This is a genomic window from Nonomuraea candida, from assembly GCF_000725485.1.
GTDB lineage: Bacteria > Actinomycetota > Actinomycetes > Streptosporangiales > Streptosporangiaceae > Nonomuraea > Nonomuraea candida.
This window is the reverse complement of the sequence record NZ_JOAG01000075.1, coordinates 1-19,115: the sequence shown is the minus strand read 5'-3', so window position 1 is coordinate 19,115 and position 19,115 is coordinate 1. Positions and strand designations below refer to the sequence as shown.

At 69.2% G+C, this 19,115-nt stretch carries 14 protein-coding genes; 9 read left to right on the top strand and 5 right to left on the bottom strand.

Going from position 1 to position 19,115, the window contains the following annotated elements; genetic code table 11:
- Positions 1–132 precede the first annotated feature (132 nt).
- Positions 133–780, bottom strand: a complete 648-nt coding sequence (locus tag IO39_RS41435) for a TetR/AcrR family transcriptional regulator (RefSeq protein ID WP_043636413.1) — start codon at positions 778–780, stop codon at positions 133–135.
- Between the two features lie 70 nt (positions 781–850).
- Here IO39_RS41435 and IO39_RS41430 point away from each other — a divergent pair, with 70 nt between their 5' ends.
- Positions 851–1,615 carry an SDR family oxidoreductase gene (locus IO39_RS41430; protein WP_043636411.1) on the top strand — a complete coding sequence of 255 codons (765 nt, stop codon included), beginning with the start codon at positions 851–853 and terminating at the stop codon, positions 1,613–1,615.
- A 179-nt stretch (positions 1,616–1,794) separates the two neighbouring features.
- On the top strand, positions 1,795–2,745 hold the full coding sequence (locus IO39_RS41425; protein WP_052424068.1) for a CPBP family intramembrane glutamic endopeptidase: 951 nt from the start codon (positions 1,795–1,797) through the stop codon (positions 2,743–2,745).
- Here IO39_RS41425 and IO39_RS41420 read toward each other — a convergent pair.
- Together IO39_RS41420 and IO39_RS41415 are read right to left on the bottom strand one after the other, a co-directional pair.
- Positions 2,714–3,226: a GNAT family N-acetyltransferase gene (locus tag IO39_RS41420; RefSeq protein WP_052424067.1), complete on the bottom strand. Its 513-nt coding sequence runs from the start codon at positions 3,224–3,226 to the stop codon at positions 2,714–2,716. The two genes, IO39_RS41425 and IO39_RS41420, sit on opposite strands and share 32 nt — an antisense overlap.
- Positions 3,223–4,413 (bottom strand): MFS transporter, encoded by a 1,191-nt coding sequence (locus tag IO39_RS41415; protein WP_043636407.1) that lies wholly within the window; start codon positions 4,411–4,413, stop codon positions 3,223–3,225. The genes IO39_RS41420 and IO39_RS41415 overlap by 4 nt, the downstream gene beginning before the upstream one ends.
- An 86-nt stretch (positions 4,414–4,499) precedes the next feature.
- Here IO39_RS41415 and IO39_RS41410 point away from each other — a divergent pair, with 86 nt between their 5' ends.
- On the top strand, positions 4,500–4,979 hold the full coding sequence (locus IO39_RS41410; RefSeq protein ID WP_043636404.1) for an RrF2 family transcriptional regulator: 480 nt from the start codon (positions 4,500–4,502) through the stop codon (positions 4,977–4,979).
- A 165-nt stretch (positions 4,980–5,144) separates the two neighbouring features.
- Here IO39_RS41410 and IO39_RS41405 read toward each other — a convergent pair whose 3' ends face one another.
- Positions 5,145–5,792 (bottom strand): response regulator, encoded by a 648-nt coding sequence (locus IO39_RS41405; RefSeq protein WP_043636402.1) that lies wholly within the window; start codon positions 5,790–5,792, stop codon positions 5,145–5,147.
- Positions 5,789–6,913 (bottom strand): sensor histidine kinase, encoded by a 1,125-nt coding sequence (locus IO39_RS41400; protein WP_052424066.1) that lies wholly within the window; start codon positions 6,911–6,913, stop codon positions 5,789–5,791. The genes IO39_RS41405 and IO39_RS41400 overlap by 4 nt, the downstream gene beginning before the upstream one ends.
- Before the next feature lie 117 nt (positions 6,914–7,030).
- Here IO39_RS41400 and IO39_RS41395 point away from each other — a divergent pair, with 117 nt between their 5' ends.
- The 6 genes from IO39_RS41395 (at position 7,031) to IO39_RS51505 (ending at position 17,735) form a co-directional block, all read left to right on the top strand.
- Positions 7,031–7,567: a hypothetical protein gene (locus IO39_RS41395; protein WP_043636400.1), complete on the top strand. Its 537-nt coding sequence runs from the start codon at positions 7,031–7,033 to the stop codon at positions 7,565–7,567.
- 62 nt (positions 7,568–7,629) lie between these two features.
- On the top strand, positions 7,630–8,256 hold the full coding sequence (locus IO39_RS41390) for a TetR/AcrR family transcriptional regulator (protein ID WP_157549669.1): 627 nt from the start codon (positions 7,630–7,632) through the stop codon (positions 8,254–8,256).
- Positions 8,253–9,146 (top strand): ABC transporter ATP-binding protein, encoded by an 894-nt coding sequence (locus IO39_RS41385; RefSeq protein ID WP_043636395.1) that lies wholly within the window; start codon positions 8,253–8,255, stop codon positions 9,144–9,146. The genes IO39_RS41390 and IO39_RS41385 overlap by 4 nt, the downstream gene beginning before the upstream one ends.
- Positions 9,143–10,822, top strand: coding sequence for an ABC transporter permease (locus IO39_RS41380; RefSeq protein WP_052424064.1), 1,680 nt, complete (start codon positions 9,143–9,145; stop codon positions 10,820–10,822). Before IO39_RS41385 ends, IO39_RS41380 begins: the two co-directional genes overlap by 4 nt.
- 193 nt (positions 10,823–11,015) lie before the next feature.
- Positions 11,016–11,921, top strand: a complete 906-nt coding sequence (locus IO39_RS41375) for a hypothetical protein (RefSeq protein WP_157549667.1) — start codon at positions 11,016–11,018, stop codon at positions 11,919–11,921.
- A 201-nt stretch (positions 11,922–12,122) separates the two neighbouring features.
- On the top strand, positions 12,123–17,735 hold the full coding sequence (locus IO39_RS51505) for a LamG-like jellyroll fold domain-containing protein (RefSeq protein ID WP_052424063.1): 5,613 nt from the start codon (positions 12,123–12,125) through the stop codon (positions 17,733–17,735).
- The last annotated feature ends 1,380 nt before the right edge of the window (positions 17,736–19,115 follow it).

Below are 19,115 nucleotides of genomic sequence, written 5' to 3'. Positions count from 1 at the left end.
AGCCACGACCACCTCCCAAGAGTTGCAGAGGCAGTCAGCCTGACGGGTTCACCGTCCGAGATCAATTACCGGGTCAACGTTCAGAGACGAGCCACTAGCGGGCGTACGGGGAGGACGGCCGGGGCCGGCCGCTCATCGGGCGGGTTCGACGACCTCGTCGCCGAAGACGGCGGCGAGGGCCCTGCCGATCAGGTGGGGCAGGTCGCTGCGGCCGTCGTCCTCGGCCCAGCGCACCATGGCCGTGTGCAGGGCGGCCAGGCAGGCACTGGCCGCCGCCTGTGCCTGGAAGTCCGCGTCAGGATCGGCGGGGTCGGGATCCGCCGCGTCGGAATCGGCGGCGTCGTCGTGCAGGGCGCTGGTGATGGCCTGCTGGAGGGCGTACTGGTTGTCCAGGTGCCTGGCCCGCAGCGCGGGGGTGGCGATCATGAGCTGCAGGCGGACGAGCAGGAACTCCCGGTCGTCCGCCGCATCGTCGCCGGTCAGGGCGGTCGCCGCGGCGATGAGCGCGCGGGCGATGCGGTGGGTCAGGGGCCCCTCGGCGGGGGAGGCGGCCAGGTGCTCGGCGATGAGCTCGCCGTGCCGGTCGGTCAGGACGAGGTCTTCCTTGGTCGGGAAGTGCCGGTAGAGGGTCATGGGGGAGACGCCGGCGGCCTCGGCGATCTCGTTCATGGTGGTGGCGTCGTATCCGCGTGCGGTGAACAGGCGTATCGCGTGCGCCTGGATGGTGCGCTGGGTCTGGGCCCGTCGTTGTGCCCGCAGGGTTGAGTGCCGCTCGGCCATGTGATAGACACTACCACCGTGATAGTCACTACCAGATAGGTAGCGACTAACAGATCAAGGAACGGTGCCCATGAACCAGCTCACCGGCAAGACCGCCCTCGTGACCGGCGCCTCCCGCGGCATCGGCCAGGCGATCGCCACCCGCCTGGCCGCCGCCGGAGCGACGGTGATCGTGCACTACGGCACCGACCGGACCGGCGCCACCGCCACCGTCGACGCCATCCGGCGCGCCGGCGGCACCGCCCTGGCCGTCCGGGCCGAACTGGGCGCCGACGGCGACGTCGACCGGCTCTTCACCGCCATCGACGCCGGCCTGCCCGGACAGCCCCTCGACATCGTCGTCAACAACGCGGCCGCGCAGCCCGCCGGCCCGCTCGCCGCCACCACCCCCGCCGAATTCGACCATCTGTTCGCGGTGAACGTGCGTGCCCCGTACTTCATCATCCAGCGCGCCCTGCCCCTGCTGCGCGACGGCGGCCGCATCATCACCATCTCCTCCGTCGCCACCCGCATGGCCAACCCCGCCCAGACCTCCTTCGCCATGACCAAGGGCGCGATCGAGACGATGAGCCGGACCCTGGCCAACGAGCTCGGCGTCCGGGGCATCACCGTGAACGCGGTCGCCCCCGGTGCCACCCGCACCCGCGCCAACGCCGCCGTGTTCGAGGCGCCCGGCCTGGCCGACTTCATCGCCGCCTCGACCGCGCTCGACCGCCTCGGCAGCGCCGACGACGTCGCCGACGTGGTCGCCTTCCTCGCCTCCGACGCCGCTCGCTGGATCACCGGCCAGGTCATCGACGCCAGCGGCGGGCTGTTCCTCGGCCCGCGCGCCTGACGCGAACCCCGCGCCGCCATGCCGCGGATCGTGGTGCCCCGGTCACCTTGCCGGCGCCGGGCGGCGGCAGGTCACGGAGACGGCGAGCGACGCGGGTCTTCCGCGCCTTCACGCCGCACTCCGGAACCTCGTGAATTTCTCACTGGCCGCCGGAGCGGGCGGCCCGCACCCTTGCGGTTATGAGGAACAGAGCCGATCTCATCATCTTCCTGGCGGTGGCCTTCGGCGGCGCCTGGCTGGCGGCGATCCCGCTGTGGAGCCAGGGGCTGCGAAGCGCCGCGCTTCCGCTGTCCCTCGCCGGGCTGCAGCTCTCACCGGCGCTGGGCGTGCTGGCGGTGTGGCTGGCGACGGCGCTGCGCAAGGACCCGGCCGCGCGGCGGTGGCCGCGCCTGACCGGCCTGACCCTCGGCGAGCGTCCGGGCCGGACCCTCGGGTACGCCGCCGCCACCTGGGCGGGCATCCCCGCGCTGATCGCCGCGGTGATCGCGGTCAGCGCGCTGTCCGGGGTCTTCCCCACCGATCTGCCCGGGCTCTCCGGCTACCGGCAGGCGTTCCCGCAGGGCACGCACGCCACGGCCGTCGCCGGCGTCCTGAGCGGGATCGTGGTGTCGACGCTGTTCGCGTCGGTGACGGCGTTCGGCGAGGAGTGGGGGTGGCGCGGCTTCCTGCTGCCCCGCCTGCTCCCGCTCGGGTACGGCCGCGCCATCGTGGCCTCCGGCCTCGTCTGGGGCCTGTGGCACGCGCCCCTGACCCTGCTCGGCTGGAACTACCCGGGGCTCGGGCCCTGGGCGGTGCTGCCGTTCACGCTCTTCTGCGTGGCGGCCGGCGCGGTGCTCGGCTGGCTGCGGCTGCGCACCGGCAGCGTCTGGCCGGCCGTCATCGGGCACGGCGCGCTGAACGCCGCCGTCCCCACCCTCTACCTCGTCGTCTCCGAGGCGGGACGGCTGCCCGACCCGCTGCTCGGCGGCGTGTTCGGCGCGATCGGGCTGCTCGCCTTCGGCGCGCTGGGCCTGGCCCTGCCCCGGGTACGGCTCGCCGCTACCTGGGCGGCCACGGCCGGTGGTGACGGCCCTGGTGGCACGGACGGTCGTGGCCCGTTCACCTCCGGCACCGGCGGCCGTCGAACGTGAACAGCGCGAGCGGAGGGTCACCCGGGAGCGGGCCGGCCTCCCGCCAGCCCAGGCGTTGGTACAGCCGCGCGGCGGGTGCCTGGGGAGAGGTGATCAGCCATGCTCTGGGCCGGCCGGCGACGGCCTGGGCGAGCAGCGCGGAGGCGATTCCCCTCCCACGGGCCCCGGGGTGGACGAACAGTTCGACGACCTCGAAGGAGCCCGCGATCAGCTGGGAGACGGCGGATGCGCCGAAGGAGCTCTTGAGCAGGTCATAGATCCGGCTGCCCGACAGGTCGGCGGGGGTCGGCCAGCCGTAGCAGATCCCGATCAGCCGTCCTTCCCGGTCGCGTTCGACCCACGCGCTGAAGGAGGGACGCTCCAGGGCTTTCGCCAGGCGATCGGGGTAGGCGTCGAGTTGCTCCGGGGTCTCCGACCACGGCGGGTCGGCGTAGCAGCGGCGGTACAGGGCGATGATCTCGGCGGGGTCGAGCCGGGTCATGGACGCGACGCTCCCTTCCGGAGCCGGGCGATGGGCACGATGGTCAGCGCGGCCACGGTGGCCAGGAGGATGAAGGCGAGGCGGAAACCGGCCGTGGCGTCGCGCAGGACGCCCACGAGCATGGGGGCCAGTGCGGCGCAGCCGTACCCGACGAAGAAGGCCATGGCGCTGATCCTGCCCGCCTCGGCGGCGTCGCGGCTGACCGCCACCGGCACGGTCAGCACCAGGGTGAACAGGCCGCCGTGTCCGATGCCCAGGGCGAGGATCCACAGCCACGTCGCCGTGGCGGGCGCGAGGGCCAGGCCGGCGAAGCCGAGCGCGGTCAGCGCCGCCGTCAGCGTGAGCCCTGCGCGCGGGTCGCGCCGTTCACCGAGCACGGCCGGTACGGCCAGCATCGCCACCACCTGGATGCCGATCATCACGGTGAGCAGCATCCCGGCCCCGGCGCCGAGCCCGCTCTCCTGGAGCAGGGGCACGACCCAGGCCAGTTCGCAGTAGTACAGGGCGGAGTTGGCCGCCGACAGGGCGGTCGCCCGCCAGGCCACCCCGCTGCGCCAGGGCAGCCCCGTGGTGAGCGGGCCCGCGGGGGCGGCCGTCCGGTCGAGCGCCAGGGAGCGCCGGGACGCCGTCCAGGCTGCCGCCCCGGCCAGCGCGAGCACCGACCAGGAGGCCAGCGCCCCCGGCCAGGAGCCGAGGAAGCCGGCCAGGGGCGCGCTGACTCCGGCCGCGACGGCGCCGCCCGCGCCGAGCCCTGCGGTGTAGACGCCGGTGGCCAGGCCCGCCCGGCCGGCGAAGCGGCTCTTGACGACGGCGGGCAGCAGCGTCTGGGCGATGGCGATCCCGGCCCCGGCGACCGCCGCGCAGCTCAGTTGCAGCCAGGTGGGTCCGCCGGCGAGGCGGGCGGCGGTGGCCACGGCGATGACGATCAGGCCGAGCAGCACTCCGCGACGGAGCCCGAGCCGGCGGCCCGCCACGGCGGCCAGCGGCGCGCACAACCCCATGGCCAGCGTGGGAACGGTCGTCAGCAGGGCCGCCCCGGTCGCGCTCAGATCCAGGTCGGCGCGTATGCGGTCCACCAGCGGCGAGACCGCGGCGATCGCCGGTCGCAGGTTGGCCGCTGCCACGAACATCGCCAGTCCCGCCAGGCCGAGCGTCTGCCTGGCCGACGGTGGTGCGGTCGATGTCATGTACCCTCCAATGATCTCGGACAGTCTTTATCCGAGTTCTATCACGTCTCGGACAAAAGATGTCCGAGTTGGATAGGCTGGTGATTATGAAGCTGTCCAACGGGGTGGAGTGGGCACTGCACAGTTGCGTCACCCTCAGCCAGAGCCGCGAGCCCGTCCCCGCGGCCAGGCTCGCCGAACTGCACGGCACCCCTCCCGCCTACCTGGCCAAGCACCTTCAGGCGCTCTCGCGGGCCGGCATCGTGCGGTCCAGGGCCGGGCAGGTGGGCGGATACGAGCTGACCCGGCCCGCCGCCCAGATCTCGGCGCTGGAGGTGGTGCGGGCCATCGACGGCGACGGGCCCGCCTACCGGTGCACCGAGATCCGGCAGCGAGGCCCGCTCGCCGTCCCGGCCGAGCGGTGTGAGCGGCCGTGCGCGATCGCCCGCGCCATGGCCGCCGCCGAGGACGCCTGGGCGGACGCCCTGCGCCGGGTCACGATCGCCGACCTCGCGGCCCGTATCGACGCCGACAGCGAGGGGACGGCGATGGCCGCGGTCAGCCGGTGGCTGGCCGCCACCCGATAGACGATGGCCACGGTCGGCCGGTGGGCGCCGGCCGCCACCCGCTGGGCGATGGCCGCGGTCGGCCGGTGGCTGGCCGCCACTCGCTGGGCGATGGCCGCGGTCGGCTGGTGGGCGCCGGCCGCCACCCGCTGGGGCCGCCGGATCGCGGCCGCCCGCCGGACGGGTTCACGCGTGGCCGTGTTCCCAGGCCCAGGCGGCGATGCCCACGCGGTTGCGCACGCCGAGCTTGCGCTGGACGTTGGCCACGTGGGTCTTGGCGGTGCCGGCCGAGATGAACAGCTCGGCGGCGATCTCGGGGTTGGACCTGCCTGCGGCGACCAGCTTGACGATCTCCAGCTCGCGGTCGCTCAGCGGCTGCTCGCCCGGTACGCCCGTGCGGGCGGGTGACGGCGTGAGGTGGCGCAGCAGGCGTACGGTCACCGAGGGGCTGATCAGCGCATCGCCCGCGGCCGCCGCTCTGATGCCCTCGACGAGGAGCGCCGGCCCCGCGTGTTTGAGCAGGAAGCCGCAGGCTCCCGCGCGGAGCGCGGCGTGCACGTACTCGTCGAGGTCGTAGGTGGTCACGACGATCACCCGCATCGGTGCCGCCGTGTCGGGGCCGGCCAGGCGCCGGGTGAGTTCGAGCCCGTCCATGCGTGGCATGCGGATGTCGGCGACGACCACGTCCGGCCGCAGCTCGCGGGCGAGGCCGAGCGCCGCCAGGCCGTCGGGCGCCTCGCCCACCACCTCCAGGTCCGGCTGGGCGGCGAGGATCGTGCGGAAGCCGCGCCGGACGGCCGGCTGATCGTCGGCGATCAGCACCCGGATGGTCACGGGAACACCGCCTTGACGACCCAGCCGCCGCCGGCGGCGCGGCCGGAGGTGAACTCGCCGCCCAGCGCCCGCACCCGCTCGGCCAGCCCGGCCAGGCCGACGCCGGCGCGCTCGGCGGACGGCAGGCGCGGCGGCGCCTGGTCACGCGCGTGGTCGGTCACGGTCACGACGACCGCCCCCGTCTCGTCGGTCACCCGGACGGCGACGCTCGACCCGGCCGGCGCGTGCTTCCTGACGTTGGTGAGCGCCTCGACGACGATGCGGTAGATCGTGGTCGCGACCTCGCGGGGCACCGGGCCGGCTGGTTCGACGCGCATCTCGGTGTCGGGGAAGCCCGCGTCGGCGAATCGCCGTACCAGCTCGGGCAGGCCGTCGAGCCCGGGCAGCGGCTCGGCGGAGGCGCTGTCGCCCTCCAGCTCGCGCAGCATGCGCACGGTCCGGTCCATCGACGCCAGCGCCCGCGTGCCGTCCTCCTCGATCGCCCGCAGCGCCGCCGCGGCCTCGGCCGGATCGCGGTCGAGCAGGAACTGCGCCGCCTGGGCCTGGATGACCATGGCGCTGACGTCGTGGGCGACGAAGTCGTGCAGGTCGCGGGCCAGTTGCAGGCGCTGGGTGCGGCGCGCCTGCCTGACCGCCTCGACCCGGCGCCGGTCGAGGGCGCGGAGATAGGCGCCGAGACCGACCGCGCCCGCCGTGCCGACGGACCAGAAGAGGGTGAGGGCGACCGCGTCGAGGCCCGAGGGTGGCGGCTGGGTGATCTGCAACCCCAGCAGCGCCTCGGAGACCGCCGCCACCCCCACCGCCGGCACCGCCTGCCGCACGGCGGACCAGCGCACGGTCAGCGTGATGAGCGTGAGCACGGCGATCGTGTGGACGTAGGTCGACGGGCCGCCGGGGATGCCCGGATCGGCCAGCCAGGCGAGCGTGCCCGCCGCGCCGGCCACACCGGCGGTCGCGGTGATCGCCGCCAGGAGGGGGCGTGCCCTCGGCCACCAGACGAGCGACATGGCCGCGACCGTGAGCAGCGCGGGCACGACGACGAGCGGGCTCGGGAGCGGCCGGAGGACGAGTGTGAGCGCGAGCGCGCCGGCCGCCGCCGGACCGCCGGCGAGGAATCTCATGACGGCACCCTAGGGCAGCGGCCCGCGCCGGCGAATCGGCCGATCGGCAGATGTCTTCGCCGCCCTGGAGACGCAGCCTGGGTCCACGTTGTCCACGACAGTCCTGGAGGTAGAACGATGACGATCAGCTTGCCGCACAAGGCTCCGGCCACCAGCGACACCGAACGGCCCGTCCCGCGCTGGGCGCTGCGCGCCGCCTACGCGCTTCCCTGGCTGCTGCTGCCCTCGTGCCTGTGGAGATTGCCGTTCGCCTTCCACTTCGAGATGGGCCAGCTCGACGACGCGCCTGTGTCGCCGTTGTGGATCACCATCCCGTACGTGTTCGGGCTCAGCGTGTTGTCGGAGCTGGCGGCCTTGCTGTGCATCGGCCTGGTGCGCCGGTGGGGAGAGGTGGTCCCGGGCTGGATCCCGTTCCTCGGGGGCCGGCGCGTGCGGCCGATGGCCGCGATCGTTCCCGCGGTGGCCGGGGGTGTGGTCCTGTCGATGCTGCCGGTGCAGACGGTGCTCCAGTGGGCCGGGGCCGTCGACCGGGTCGCTTACGCGAACGTCTGGTGGGAGATCCTGGCCACGGCCTGCGTCAGCCCGCTGAACCTGTGGGGCCCGATCGTGCTCGCCCTGGCCTACGCCTACCACCGGCGCCGCCGGCACGCCTGAAGCTCCCGGGCCGGCGTTGAACGCTTGCATGGCTGCCAATACATTTGTATAGACTATTGGACGTGCGACCAATTTCTGAAGAGGACCTGACGACGCGCGCCCGCATCCGCGACGCCGCGATGGCGCTGTTCGCCGAGCGAGGGGTCAAAGCCACCACCATCCGCGGGATCGCCGAGGCCGCCAAGGTCTCCCCGGGCCTGGTGCAGCACCACTTCGGCACCAAGGAGGCGCTCAGGCACGCGTGTGACGAGTACGTCCTGGGTTACCTGCGCGCGCAGGTCACCGCCGGCGTCACCGACCGCGGCCTGGACAAGGCCGAGTTCGTCGAGGACGTCCACCGGACCGCGCCGCCCCTGATGAAGTACCTGGGCCGGGCCCTCGTGGACGGCTCGCCCGCCGCCGCCGCGATGTTCGACGAACTCGTCAGCGTGACCGAGGCGCATCTCGCCGACGACGAGCGGGCCGAGGCCGATCACCGCGCCCGCGCGACCGTGCTGACGGCGATGAAGCTGGGCATCACGGTGCTGCACGAGCACGTCTCCCGCGCGCTGGGCACCGACCTGTACGCCCCGCCGGGCGCGTTGCGCGTCGGCAAGGCCCAGCTCGACCTGATCAGACCGGAATTCCTCGGCCGCGAGCTGTTCGACCAGGCGCGGACGGGCCTGGAGAAGTACGAGGGACGGCAATGAACAACGCCGCGGTGCAGGCCGACGGCCTGGTCAAGACCTTCGGCCGGGCCAGGGCGCTGGACGGGCTCGACCTGACCGTCAAGACGGGCGAGGTGCACGGCTTCCTCGGCCCCAACGGCGCGGGCAAGACCACCACGATCCGGATCCTGCTGGGGCAGATGCGCGCCGACGGCGGCCGGATGGCGTTACTCGGCGGCGACCCCTGGCGCGACGCCACCGAACTGCACCGCAGGCTCGCCTATGTGCCCGGCGACGTCACCCTGTGGCCCTCGCTCACCGGCGGCGAGGTCATCGACCTGCTGGGCAGGGTCCGCGGCGGCCTGGACCCCGCGCGTCGCACCGAGCTGCTGGAGCGCTTCGAGCTCGACCCGCGCAAGAAGTGCCGCACCTACTCCAAGGGCAACCGGCAGAAGGTGGCGCTGGTGGCCGCCTTCGCCTCCGACGTCGAGCTGCTGGTGCTGGACGAGCCGACCTCGGGCCTTGACCCGCTCATGGAGGCGGTCTTCAACGAGTGCGTCCTGAAGGAGAAGCGCGACGGCCGCACCGTGCTGCTGTCCAGCCACATCCTGTCGGAGGTGGAGACGCTGTGCGACCGCGTCAGCATCATCCGCGCCGGCCGTACCGTCGAGTCCGGCAGCCTGGCCGACCTGCGCCACCTCACCCGCACCTCCGTCACCGCCGAGCTGATCGGGCCGGCGCCCGGCCTGGCCGTCCTGCCCGGCGTGCACGACCTGACCATGGACGGCGCCCGGCTGCGCTGCCAGGTGGACGGCGACGCGCTCACCCCGGTGCTCGCCGAGCTGGCGCGGGCGGGCGTACGCACCCTCACCACGCAGCCGCCGACCCTGGAGGAGCTGTTCCTGCGCCACTACGAGGGAGCCGCCCGATGACCGGCCCTGAGACCGGCCCCGCGACCGGTCCCATGAGCGGCCCCGCGACCGGCCCCATGAGCGGCCCCGCGACCGGCCCCATGAGCGGCTTCACGACCGGCACCATGACCGGCACGGGGACCCTGATCCGGCTCATCCTGCGCAGGGACCGCGTGCTGCTGCCCGCGTGGATCGCGATCACCGCGCTGCTTCCGGCGAGCATCGCCTCCGCCACCGCCGGCCTGTACCCCGACCAGGCCGCCCGCGACTCCTTCGCGGCGGCCTCGGCGGGCAATCCCGCGCAGCTGGCCATGCGCGGCCCCATCTACGACGCGAGCGTGGGCGGCCTGACCGCATGGACGCTCGGCTCCTCGCTCGCGCTGATCGGCGGGCTGATCAGCATCCTGCTGGTGGTCCGGCACACCCGTGCCGAGGAGGAGACCGGCCGGCGCGAGCTGCTGGCCTCGGGGGTCATCGGCCGGCACGCCCCGCTGGCCGCCGCGCTCGCGGTCGTCCTGGCCGCCAACCTGCTGCACGGCCTGCTGTCGGTGCCCGCCCTGGTCGCGGCCGGTCTGCCCGCGGGTTCCTCGCTGCTGTTCGGGCTGTCCACCGCCGCGGGCGGATGGGCGTTCGCGGCCGTGGCCGCCGTCACCGGGCAGCTCACCGCCTCCTCCGCCACGGCGCGCGGCATCGCCGTCGCCACCGGCGGCCTGCTGTTCGCGCTGCGCTCGCTGGCCGACGCCGGCGGCCTGGGCTGGGCGGCGTGGCTGACGCCGTTCGGCTGGGTCCGGCTGACCAGGCCCTACGCCGGCGACCAGTGGTGGGTGCTGGGGCTGATCGCGGTGTTCGCCGCCGCCCTGGCGGGGGCCGCGTTCGCGCTGTCGGCGCGGCGGGACGTGGCCGGCGGGCTGCTGCCCGCCCGCCCCGGACCCGCCACCGGGACGCTGCGGGGCGCGTTCGGCCTGGCCGCGCGGCTGCACCGCGGCTCGCTCGCGGGCTTCGCCATCGGGTTCGGCCTGCTGGGCGCCGTGCTGGGAGTGGCGGCGCGCGGGCTGAACACCCAGCTCGACACGCCGCAGTTCCGTGAGCTGGCCGCGACCCTCGGCGGCGCCGAAGCCGGCATCTCGGACGTGTTCTTCACATTCGTGATGTACGTGCTCAGCCAACTCGTCGCGGGCGCGGCGCTCGTGGCGGCGCTGCGCGCCCGGGGCGAGGAGGCGGCGGGCCGGGCCGAGCTGCTGCTGTCCACCCCCGTCGGCCGGCTGCGCTGGGCGCTGAGCCACCTGGCGTTCGTCACCGTGAGCCCGGTGCTGCTGCTGGCCGTGCTGGGCGCGGCGGCGGGGCTCACCTTCGACGGCGACCCGGCCCGCGTCACCGTGGCCACGCTGGCCTACCTGCCCGCGGTCTGGACCGTGGCCGGGATCGCGACGCTGCTGTCCGGCCTGCTGCCCCGGCTGGCGGCGGCCGTGAGCTGGACCGCGCTCGGCCTCTTCCTGGTGGTGGATCTGCTGGCGGAGTTCAAGCTGGCCACCGGGGCCGTCCTCGGCCTGTCGCCGTTCGTGCACGTGCCGGCGCTGCTGCTGGGCAGCGCCTCCTCACCGGTGGCGCCCCTGCTGGGGCTGACCGCGGTGGCCGTCGCCCTGACGGCGGCGGGGCTGGCGCTCCTGCGCCGCCGCGACCTGATGCCCTCCGCCTGACCCAGGCTGAGCCGCGTCACCGTGCCCGGCCGGGCGGGGGAGCTGCCCATCGTCGGCCTCGACCACGAGCTCACCGCGTTCAGCCTGGTGTTCACCGTGATCGGAGCCACCTCCAGCGGCGGGAACGGCGGCTTCCCCAGCCGGAGACCAGCCACGAAGCCTCTCCGCGTTGCTGGGGGTGCGGCACCGGTTCATGAACCTGCGCTACACCGCAGGCGGCATCGTCCGGGTGGCTGACATGACCATCGTCGTCGTGTCGGAGCCGGAGGTGCGGTCGGCGCCGCCGCGCCCGCCTCACCATGGTCGTCGAGATGCCCTCCGTTTACTGGCCCGACGAGACGGTCACCACAGTGACGTGACGAACATCATCGACGGCACGGACAACGCGGCCCATGCCGTGATCGCTAACACCATCACCGGCGGCCTGATCCAAGCACTCGCGACCGAGACCCCGCACCTGAAGGTCAACGCGGTCACGCTCGACAAGCCGCCGCGGGCTCGGTGGAACGCGGCCAAGCTGACCGCCACCGCCATCGACGGCAAGACCATCATGGGCGCGTTCATCCGTATCGCCGCCACGGGGCGGCGGCTGGAGTTCGCGCCGCCGGGCGCCACATACCCGGAGATCAGGTTCATCCTGGCGGGCGCCGGCACGAACTACACCCGCCTACTGACGAGGGACGACCGGTTCGCGAGGGAGGCCACGTTCGAGGTCCCCTCCGGCGCCAACAGATACACGCACACCCCGCGCCGCGACACCGGGATACCGGTTGCGCCGCACGTGGACGGGGCCGAACCGCTCTGGTGCGTCTACAAGTACGCCCCCGTGACGTCGGCCGAGATCCACCGCGCGCCGCCGCACTCACTGCTGGAGCGGCAGTGCGCAATGCACGGGCTGGACCCCGACGATGTGCGAACGCTGCTCCACGTCGCGATGCACGAGCAGTACATCCCCGACCGTAACGACATGCTGCAAGACCCGCCCAAGGAGAGGCTGGTCATCTGGAGCCATCGTTCTGGGCGCCAGATTGTTACTTCTATTTATGGTCAATTTATGGTGATTCATCTCATATTGCGAAATGATTTTGCTGAGAGGTAAAGCTTATTTGCTATTTACCCCTCAGCGGATCGGATGTCAGTGAACCAGTTAGCCAGCACGACGAGCCGGAAGGGCAAACCGCGCCGTCGTCTCTCTGCAGCCACAATGCTCACGGTGGCAGCATCGCTGCTAGTGGCAGGAACCGCGGTGGCATCAGCGGATCCGGAACCGGCCCCAAGCGCAACACCTGCTCCTCCGTCGATGACGACCTTCCCCAAACCTGAGGATCCTGACGCGCCGCTGCGGGCGGCGGTTGATCAGGCGCGCCAGTCCGGGCAGCCAGTGCCGGTAGAGGTGGGCTTCACCGAAAGTTCCCGCGTGTGGGCCTTTCCTGACGGGCATCTGACCACGCAGTCCTACGGCGGGCCGGTGCAGCTCAAGCAGGCCAACGGTACCTGGGGCTGGATCGATACCAGCCTCGTGGAGCAGGACGGCGTTCTGAAGCCGAAACTGGCAAAGGCCGACGTGAGCTTCTCTCTCGGCGGCGATGGCCCCTTCGTCTCACTAAAGCGGGACGAGAAAGAGCGTGTCGCCCTATTCTGGGAGACGCCACTGCCGCGCCCGGAAATCACCGGAAATGCCGCTCGATACGTCGACGCCGCGGGCCCGGGCGCCGATCTGATCGTCACGGCCCTGCCCACAGGGTTCCGGCATGACGTGGTGCTGCGCGAGCGGCCGACCAAGCCGGTGGAGTTCCGTCTACCCGTGCAAGCCGCCGGTTTGACGCTCTCGATGACCCAGGGAGGCGGACTGGCCCTCAAGGACAGCAAGGCCAAGACCGCTCTGTCGGCGCCGGCACCTCGGATGTGGGATGCTGCCGCGGACAACACCACCGACAACCGGCCGGGCCGTGAGGCCAAGGTCAAGACCAGCGTGGAGACCAGGGACGGGCAGAGCGTCCTGGTGCTCAAGCCGGATGCGGCGTGGCTGGCCGACCCGGCCACCCAGTACCCGGTGACCGTCGATCCCACCACCACCTTGGGCATCACCCAGGAAGTGGGCATCATGTCGCCCAACTCACAGATCGCCCCTGGCATGGTGGGACGGGAGAACTACCAGACGTGCACGGGAACCTGGCCGAACCAAGTGTGCACGCCTAATCCACGTTCGCGGCGGGCGTTGATGGCCTTCGACACCAGTCCGATCTCCGGACGCCAGGTGGTCAGGGCCACCATGCAGCTAACGCTCCGCGAGGCCGCCAGCGCCTGCCAGGCCAGCTGGCAGTCGATCTTTGCCAACCGTATCACCAGCGCGTGGGTGGCTGATCAGACGTTCTGGAGCAGGCAGCCGTCTACCACCGCAGAGGGACGCACCTCTATCAGCGCTTGCGATTTGCCGCGCGGCAACGGCTCGGTGTGGAGCTGGGATCTGACCGCGATGACTCAGGCATGGGCGGGCGGTGCAGCCAACCACGGTCTGATGCTCCAGCTGACCGAAGAATCCGCACTCCCGCTGAACGCTCCCTCGGAATCCTTCTACTTCTGGGCGCAACTGTGGGGCCAGAACGTGCCCAGGCTGAGCGTGGATTGGGTGCTGCCGCCGGAGATTCCGACCGTGTCGGCCGAGTCGATCGACTCGCTGAACGGCAACGACGCCATCGCTCGTTCCACCGCCGTCAAGGTCACCTACAAGTCCAGGGTGCCGGAAGCCACCCCGCTGGATTACACGGTCAGCGTCAACGACTCCACCATGGCTCCCCCACCCGCACAGCTTCCCACTGGTGAGGCGGCCCACTGGAAACTGGATGAAACCTCCGGTGCCACTGCGGCGGACGCTTCCGGCAACAATCTGCCCATCACGCTGTCGGGCGACTACAGCCGGGTGCCCGGGCAGGTCAGTCAAGCCCTCAAGCTCAATGGAGCGTCCGGTTCGACCTCTGGTCCCGTGCTCAACACCGATCAGAGCTACACGGTGACGGCTTGGGTCCGCCTCGATGACAGCACGAAAGACCAGGTGGTCTTCGCCCAGAAAGGCATCAACCAGCCTGCCTTCACCCTGGCGTTCAGTGCCTCCGGCTACTCGGGGATGGATCAGCGGTGGGCCTTCGACCTGGTCACTCAGGACGACCCCACTACCATCCGCGAGCTGTGGGCAGCATCCAAGAATATCGCCAGGGTCGGCCTGTGGACCCATCTGGCCGTCCAGTACGACCAGTCCGCCCACAAGATCCGCCTATTCGTCGACGGAGAGTTGTCCGACGAACGCGACCACACCGTGAAGTGGAACGCGCGCGGCCCCTTCCAGTTCGGCAAGGGACAGATCGCCGGCATCCGCACGCCTTTTACCGGTGCCATCGACGACGTCCACGTCTATCAGCGCGTATTGTCGGCCGCGGACCTGCGCACGATGGTCACCGCTCCGGGCACCACCACCAACAACAACGTGCCCGCCGGCCAGACCCCGGAGAGGATCTTCTCCCTGGACAACCCGGCCAGCTTCAAGTTCGTGGTCAAGGCCTGCCGTACCGGCGTAACACCGCCGTCCTGCAACGAGAGCCCGGCCTACCGCATCACCTCCGACGCGGCGACGCTGCCCACCGACACTGAGACCGGTATGGCGGATCCGGCCCAGCCGATCCTGTCCGGTATGGTCAACCGGCCCTCCGGCGGCCCGGTAACCGCCAAGTACTACCTGTACGACAACGCCGGAACCCCGGTCGGTTCGGCCCCGTTCGGAGTACGCAACGTCAACGGCGGCGAACGCGCCTCCTTCCAGATTCCCGCCAACACCGTCCAGCCCGGCACCACCTACAAGTGGCAGATGGTGGCCTGCGTAGTCGGCCAGGGCGGCCTAACCACGCCGAGCCCCACACCAACACCCACACCGACGCCCACCTCCACTCCCACGCCGCTTCCACAGGGACTCGTGGCGGCCTACGGCATGAACGAAGGTAGCGGGACAAGCGTCGGCGACACGTCCGGCAAGAACAACGCCGGCACTGCCCAGAACACCACCTGGACCACCGGAAAGTTCGGCCAGGCGCTGTCCTTCAACGGCACGTCCAGCAAGGTCACCGTCCCGCACAATGCCACTCTGGCATTGCCCCAGGGGATGACCATGTCCGCGTGGATCAACCCCACCAACCTAGGCAGTTGGCGCAGCGTCGCCTTCAAGGATTACACTGCGGGCGTCGGATATGGCTTGTACGCATCCAACGGAGCCGTACCCAGCAGCTGGCTGCGCTCCGGAGGGGCACACCAGCAGGTCGACGGCACTACTGCCCTCTCGACCGGCACCTGGTCGCACCTGGCGGTCACCCACGACGGCACCACCGCCCGCCTGTACGTGAACGGACAGCAGGTCGCGCAGAAGCCGATCGGAACCCTGGAAGACTCCGGAGGCGCCCTGCAGATCGGCGCCAACACCAACTGGGGCGAATACTTCAGCGGCGCGATCGACGAACTGCGCATCTACAACCGCGCGCAGACCGCCGCCGAAATCCAGGCAGACATGCAAACTGCGGTGGGAGCCACCCCGACGCCAACGCCTACTCCCACCCCGACTCCCACGCCAACCACACCCACCACTCCCCTGATCGAGGAGGTCTGCACCCCCAAGACCGCCCCGGTCTCCTTCACCACCCCCGGCACACCCCCGCCGCCCCCAGTGGAGGACGTCCGGCATCTGACGTTGGGCAAAGACAGCTTCGTCATCAAGACCGCCAAGACCGACCCGACTGCCTGCGACGGTCAGCCATGCCCGGTGGCCGACGACACGGTGATACGGATCGGTGGCACCGGCACCGCTAAGACCGCCGCCGTCATTGGGTTCAAGCTCGCTGAACTCCCGGATGGAGCAGCGATAAACGAAGGTGTCCTCAACCTTGGCGCTCCAACGTGTGCAACCGGATCGTGTCCAGGGGACGCGATAATCACCGCCACGCCGTTGAAGAGGCCTATCACCAACGAGACTATGGGCACTGATCTGGGTCGGGATACCGACGCAGGCGGCGACTTTACGCTACCGATCACTGCTCCCAAGGCCGACATCGCCGACGATGCTTTCCGTTGGCTGTTGCTCACCTCCAGCACGGACGAAGTGATCACTTTCGGTGAGGCGGCCGAGCAACCGTCATTGGTACTCACGTACCTTCCGGCTGGTCCGCCGAGCAAAGTGCTCAACCTCGTCGCCCAGGCCGGGGACGCAAGTGCCATCGCCAGCTGGGGCTTGCCGATAAACAACGGCAGCCTGGCGATGTTGGACGGTTACGACGTGGAGGTGGCTAATAGCACCGGCACGGTGGTCAAAACCATGAGTGTGACCGTCCCATATGCGGCGATCACCGGTCTGACGAATGGTGAGGCGCACACGCTCAAGGTGCGCGCCAAGACCGCTTTCGGCCAGAGCGACTGGGAAGCAACACCCGTTGCGCCCAAGGCCGTGCCGCCGCCGCCAGTCAAGGATGCGGCCACTCCGTGCATCCCGTTCCTTGACGGCGAGCAACCGCAGACCAGGACTGCATCCGAGTCTGGAGCACAGGCGTACATCGATCGAGTCAAGGCCTATTACCAGGCGCAGGATGCGGTCGTAGAGGGGCGTGCCGCGACCATCTGGGAGGCCCCTGGGGTGACCGCAAGCGCGCCGAACACCGCTAAGCTGTCACTCCTGAACACCGCGCTTGTGGAGCAGCGAGAAGAGCTCGCACGGGCGGGCAAGAGCAGGAGCGATTCAACTGTCACGCTGAGCGACGCCGTTGTGAAGCCTGGACTCAACGGAACTATGCACGTGGTGGCGGAAGTGAAGCGCACGTGGACCACCAATGATACCGGTGGACCCAGTACCAAAGCGCCGAGCACCTCAGGTGTTGGTGTCCTGGGTCAGATTGAGCCCAGCGCGCCCACTATCGAGGCACACGCCTTCGATAGGTGTGGCAACATGACCATCATTCAGATGCCGCTTCCGGACTACCGGGATTCCACCGACAGCATCGATGCCTGCGCTGGTTTTGTCGATCCTGAAGGTTTTCGGCCAGAGCGGCTGGCAAGCAACACCGTCCGCCGAGTGTGCGCCGACAACGAAGGAGGAGGCGCCGTCGGGGGCGGCATGTCGCCACTTGGGCTGCCCTCCGCTGGAAAATCGAACAAGCGCTGCAGTATCACTCACCAGCAGAATTACTGCGAGATCATTCAAAGCCTCGGGCGCAAGAACTGGTACATCCAGTCTTCCATCGTCTCCACGTGGAAGCCCTGGGATCCTGATGCCGCTGAAGATCCGCTGAAGTCATGGTCTGCGCAGCGTTTCGAGAATTGGCTCTACATCTTCCCTGGCAACAGCGCAGAATGGAATCCGAAGAAGCCTCTTCCGACGTTTACGAAAAATCTCCTCAAGGCTTTGAAAAAGTCCTACGAAATCGACGACAAGAAGACCAAGGCCATGGAGATGAGGGCCGGAGCTTGCTATGAGCATAGCCTCGATTCAACCCAGATCAGTGCCGGCCTGACACTCGGAACAAGTGAGCAGGCTGCCGACGTCGGCCTGTCATACGGCCAAGTTCAGGGTGAGCAATGCATCGACAGAGCGGAGAACAACTTCGCAGACACGCAACCCAACATCGTTGCCGATAAGGCAAACGGAGCAGCGATCTACATTCGTTGCACGGCGAAGCATCTGAATACTTGTAGCATCGATAGTTTCGCGCACAAAATGGTCGGCCGAGTGAAGTTCGACTTCACGGTCAAGAGCGCCAAGTATCTGGTGGTTGCCGAACATGCCTACCGCTGTAGGGTGATCCGCGAGAAAGGCGTATTCAACATGCGGCTCGCCAACAAGGGGTGCACCGTCCCGGATCCCACGCTGACAGGTGGGCTCAACTAGACCTTGAGCAGACTTTGGCTGGTTGGAGCTCTAAACCATGAGGGCCCCAACCAGCCGCCTTGCAGCCCGGCACCCTCACATCTAATCTTGGGTACACCTTTGCTCCCAAGCAGTGAGGGATGCTGGACAGATGACTGAATAATTCGAGAGAGGCTGCATGCATACGAAACTTCGACGCAAGGGACTCGTGGCTGTAGTGATTCTTCTAGTTGCTGCTGCGGGAGGGTTCGTGGCTTTTCGAGGGTCCGGCCCGTGGGGAAAGTATGTTACTGAAGAGCATGCACGTAGGGTGATCGTAAATGCTTTCAGCATATCTAGCCCAGGTTACATTGTCGACTATTTTAATATGGAAAGCGCAAATTTTGATATCCACCCACGGGATGGCATCATAGAAATTCCAATTAGTCCGCGGTCTGCCTACTTCAGAAACTCATTTCAATGGCACAGGTTTACCGTCGCCTTACGACTCTCCTCGGCGGGAACGATTGAGAGGCCTCGTCTGGAACAAACGCTTACTACCGACTCAATAGCTGCTCTCGGCGATAGTAGGCGCCCCCCGAAGCGGACCTCGAACTATCTTAATAGGCTGTTAGCGCAACTGGAAGATCCGCTAGTGATAACAGCTGTGGTTGCATTGCGCACACCGCAGAGCGAGGAGGTCCTCGACGAGGCATGGGAGATGTGGGACAGCCGGATCAGTGCTGTGGTTCTTGGTCCAGTAGGCGGTAGAGGAACAAAGCTGCTAACCTGGTCTGGTGGCCCGTGTGGCACAATGGGATTTGATTGCGGCTCCGCCGGTCACCTGCGTGTCAACCAGTTTCAACAATGGGTGGCATCGCTTAACGGTGACGATACCGATGCATTGGCCGCCTTCGGTCTCAGCCTGGACTCCCTTAGGAGCAGTTCCATGAACCCGCTCGTGCATGGATTCGTTGTAACGGCATCACCAGAAGTCATCCGGAGGCTTCAGGGCGACCCACGAGTGCAGCGGGTCGAGGTAACCGATATTGGGATGGATTGGGCTGCGTAGCGTCAGCTATGCCGGAGAAGCCGGGACCGAGGGACCCTTGTTCCCAGGTAGTGGCCGATCTGCTATTGGTGAAATTCGCGAGTGTCTCACAATCCATCGTTCGCGATGCATGTAGCGTTACCTGCATATGCCCGACTGTAGAGATTCCAGTTTTATTCGCTCACCTCAAAGAGGAGCTGCTCCTCGGTTAGGGCCGATGCGTCTGGGCTGGTGAGACGCACGCGGGCTCGGTGAGACCGGGCGGTTTGAGGGCATCCGCTGTCCGGCCTGGCCGTGGACGGTAAGACGCTGCGTGGCAGCCGCACCGCCGACGGCACCACGGTCCACCTGCTGGCCGCCACCCGCCACGA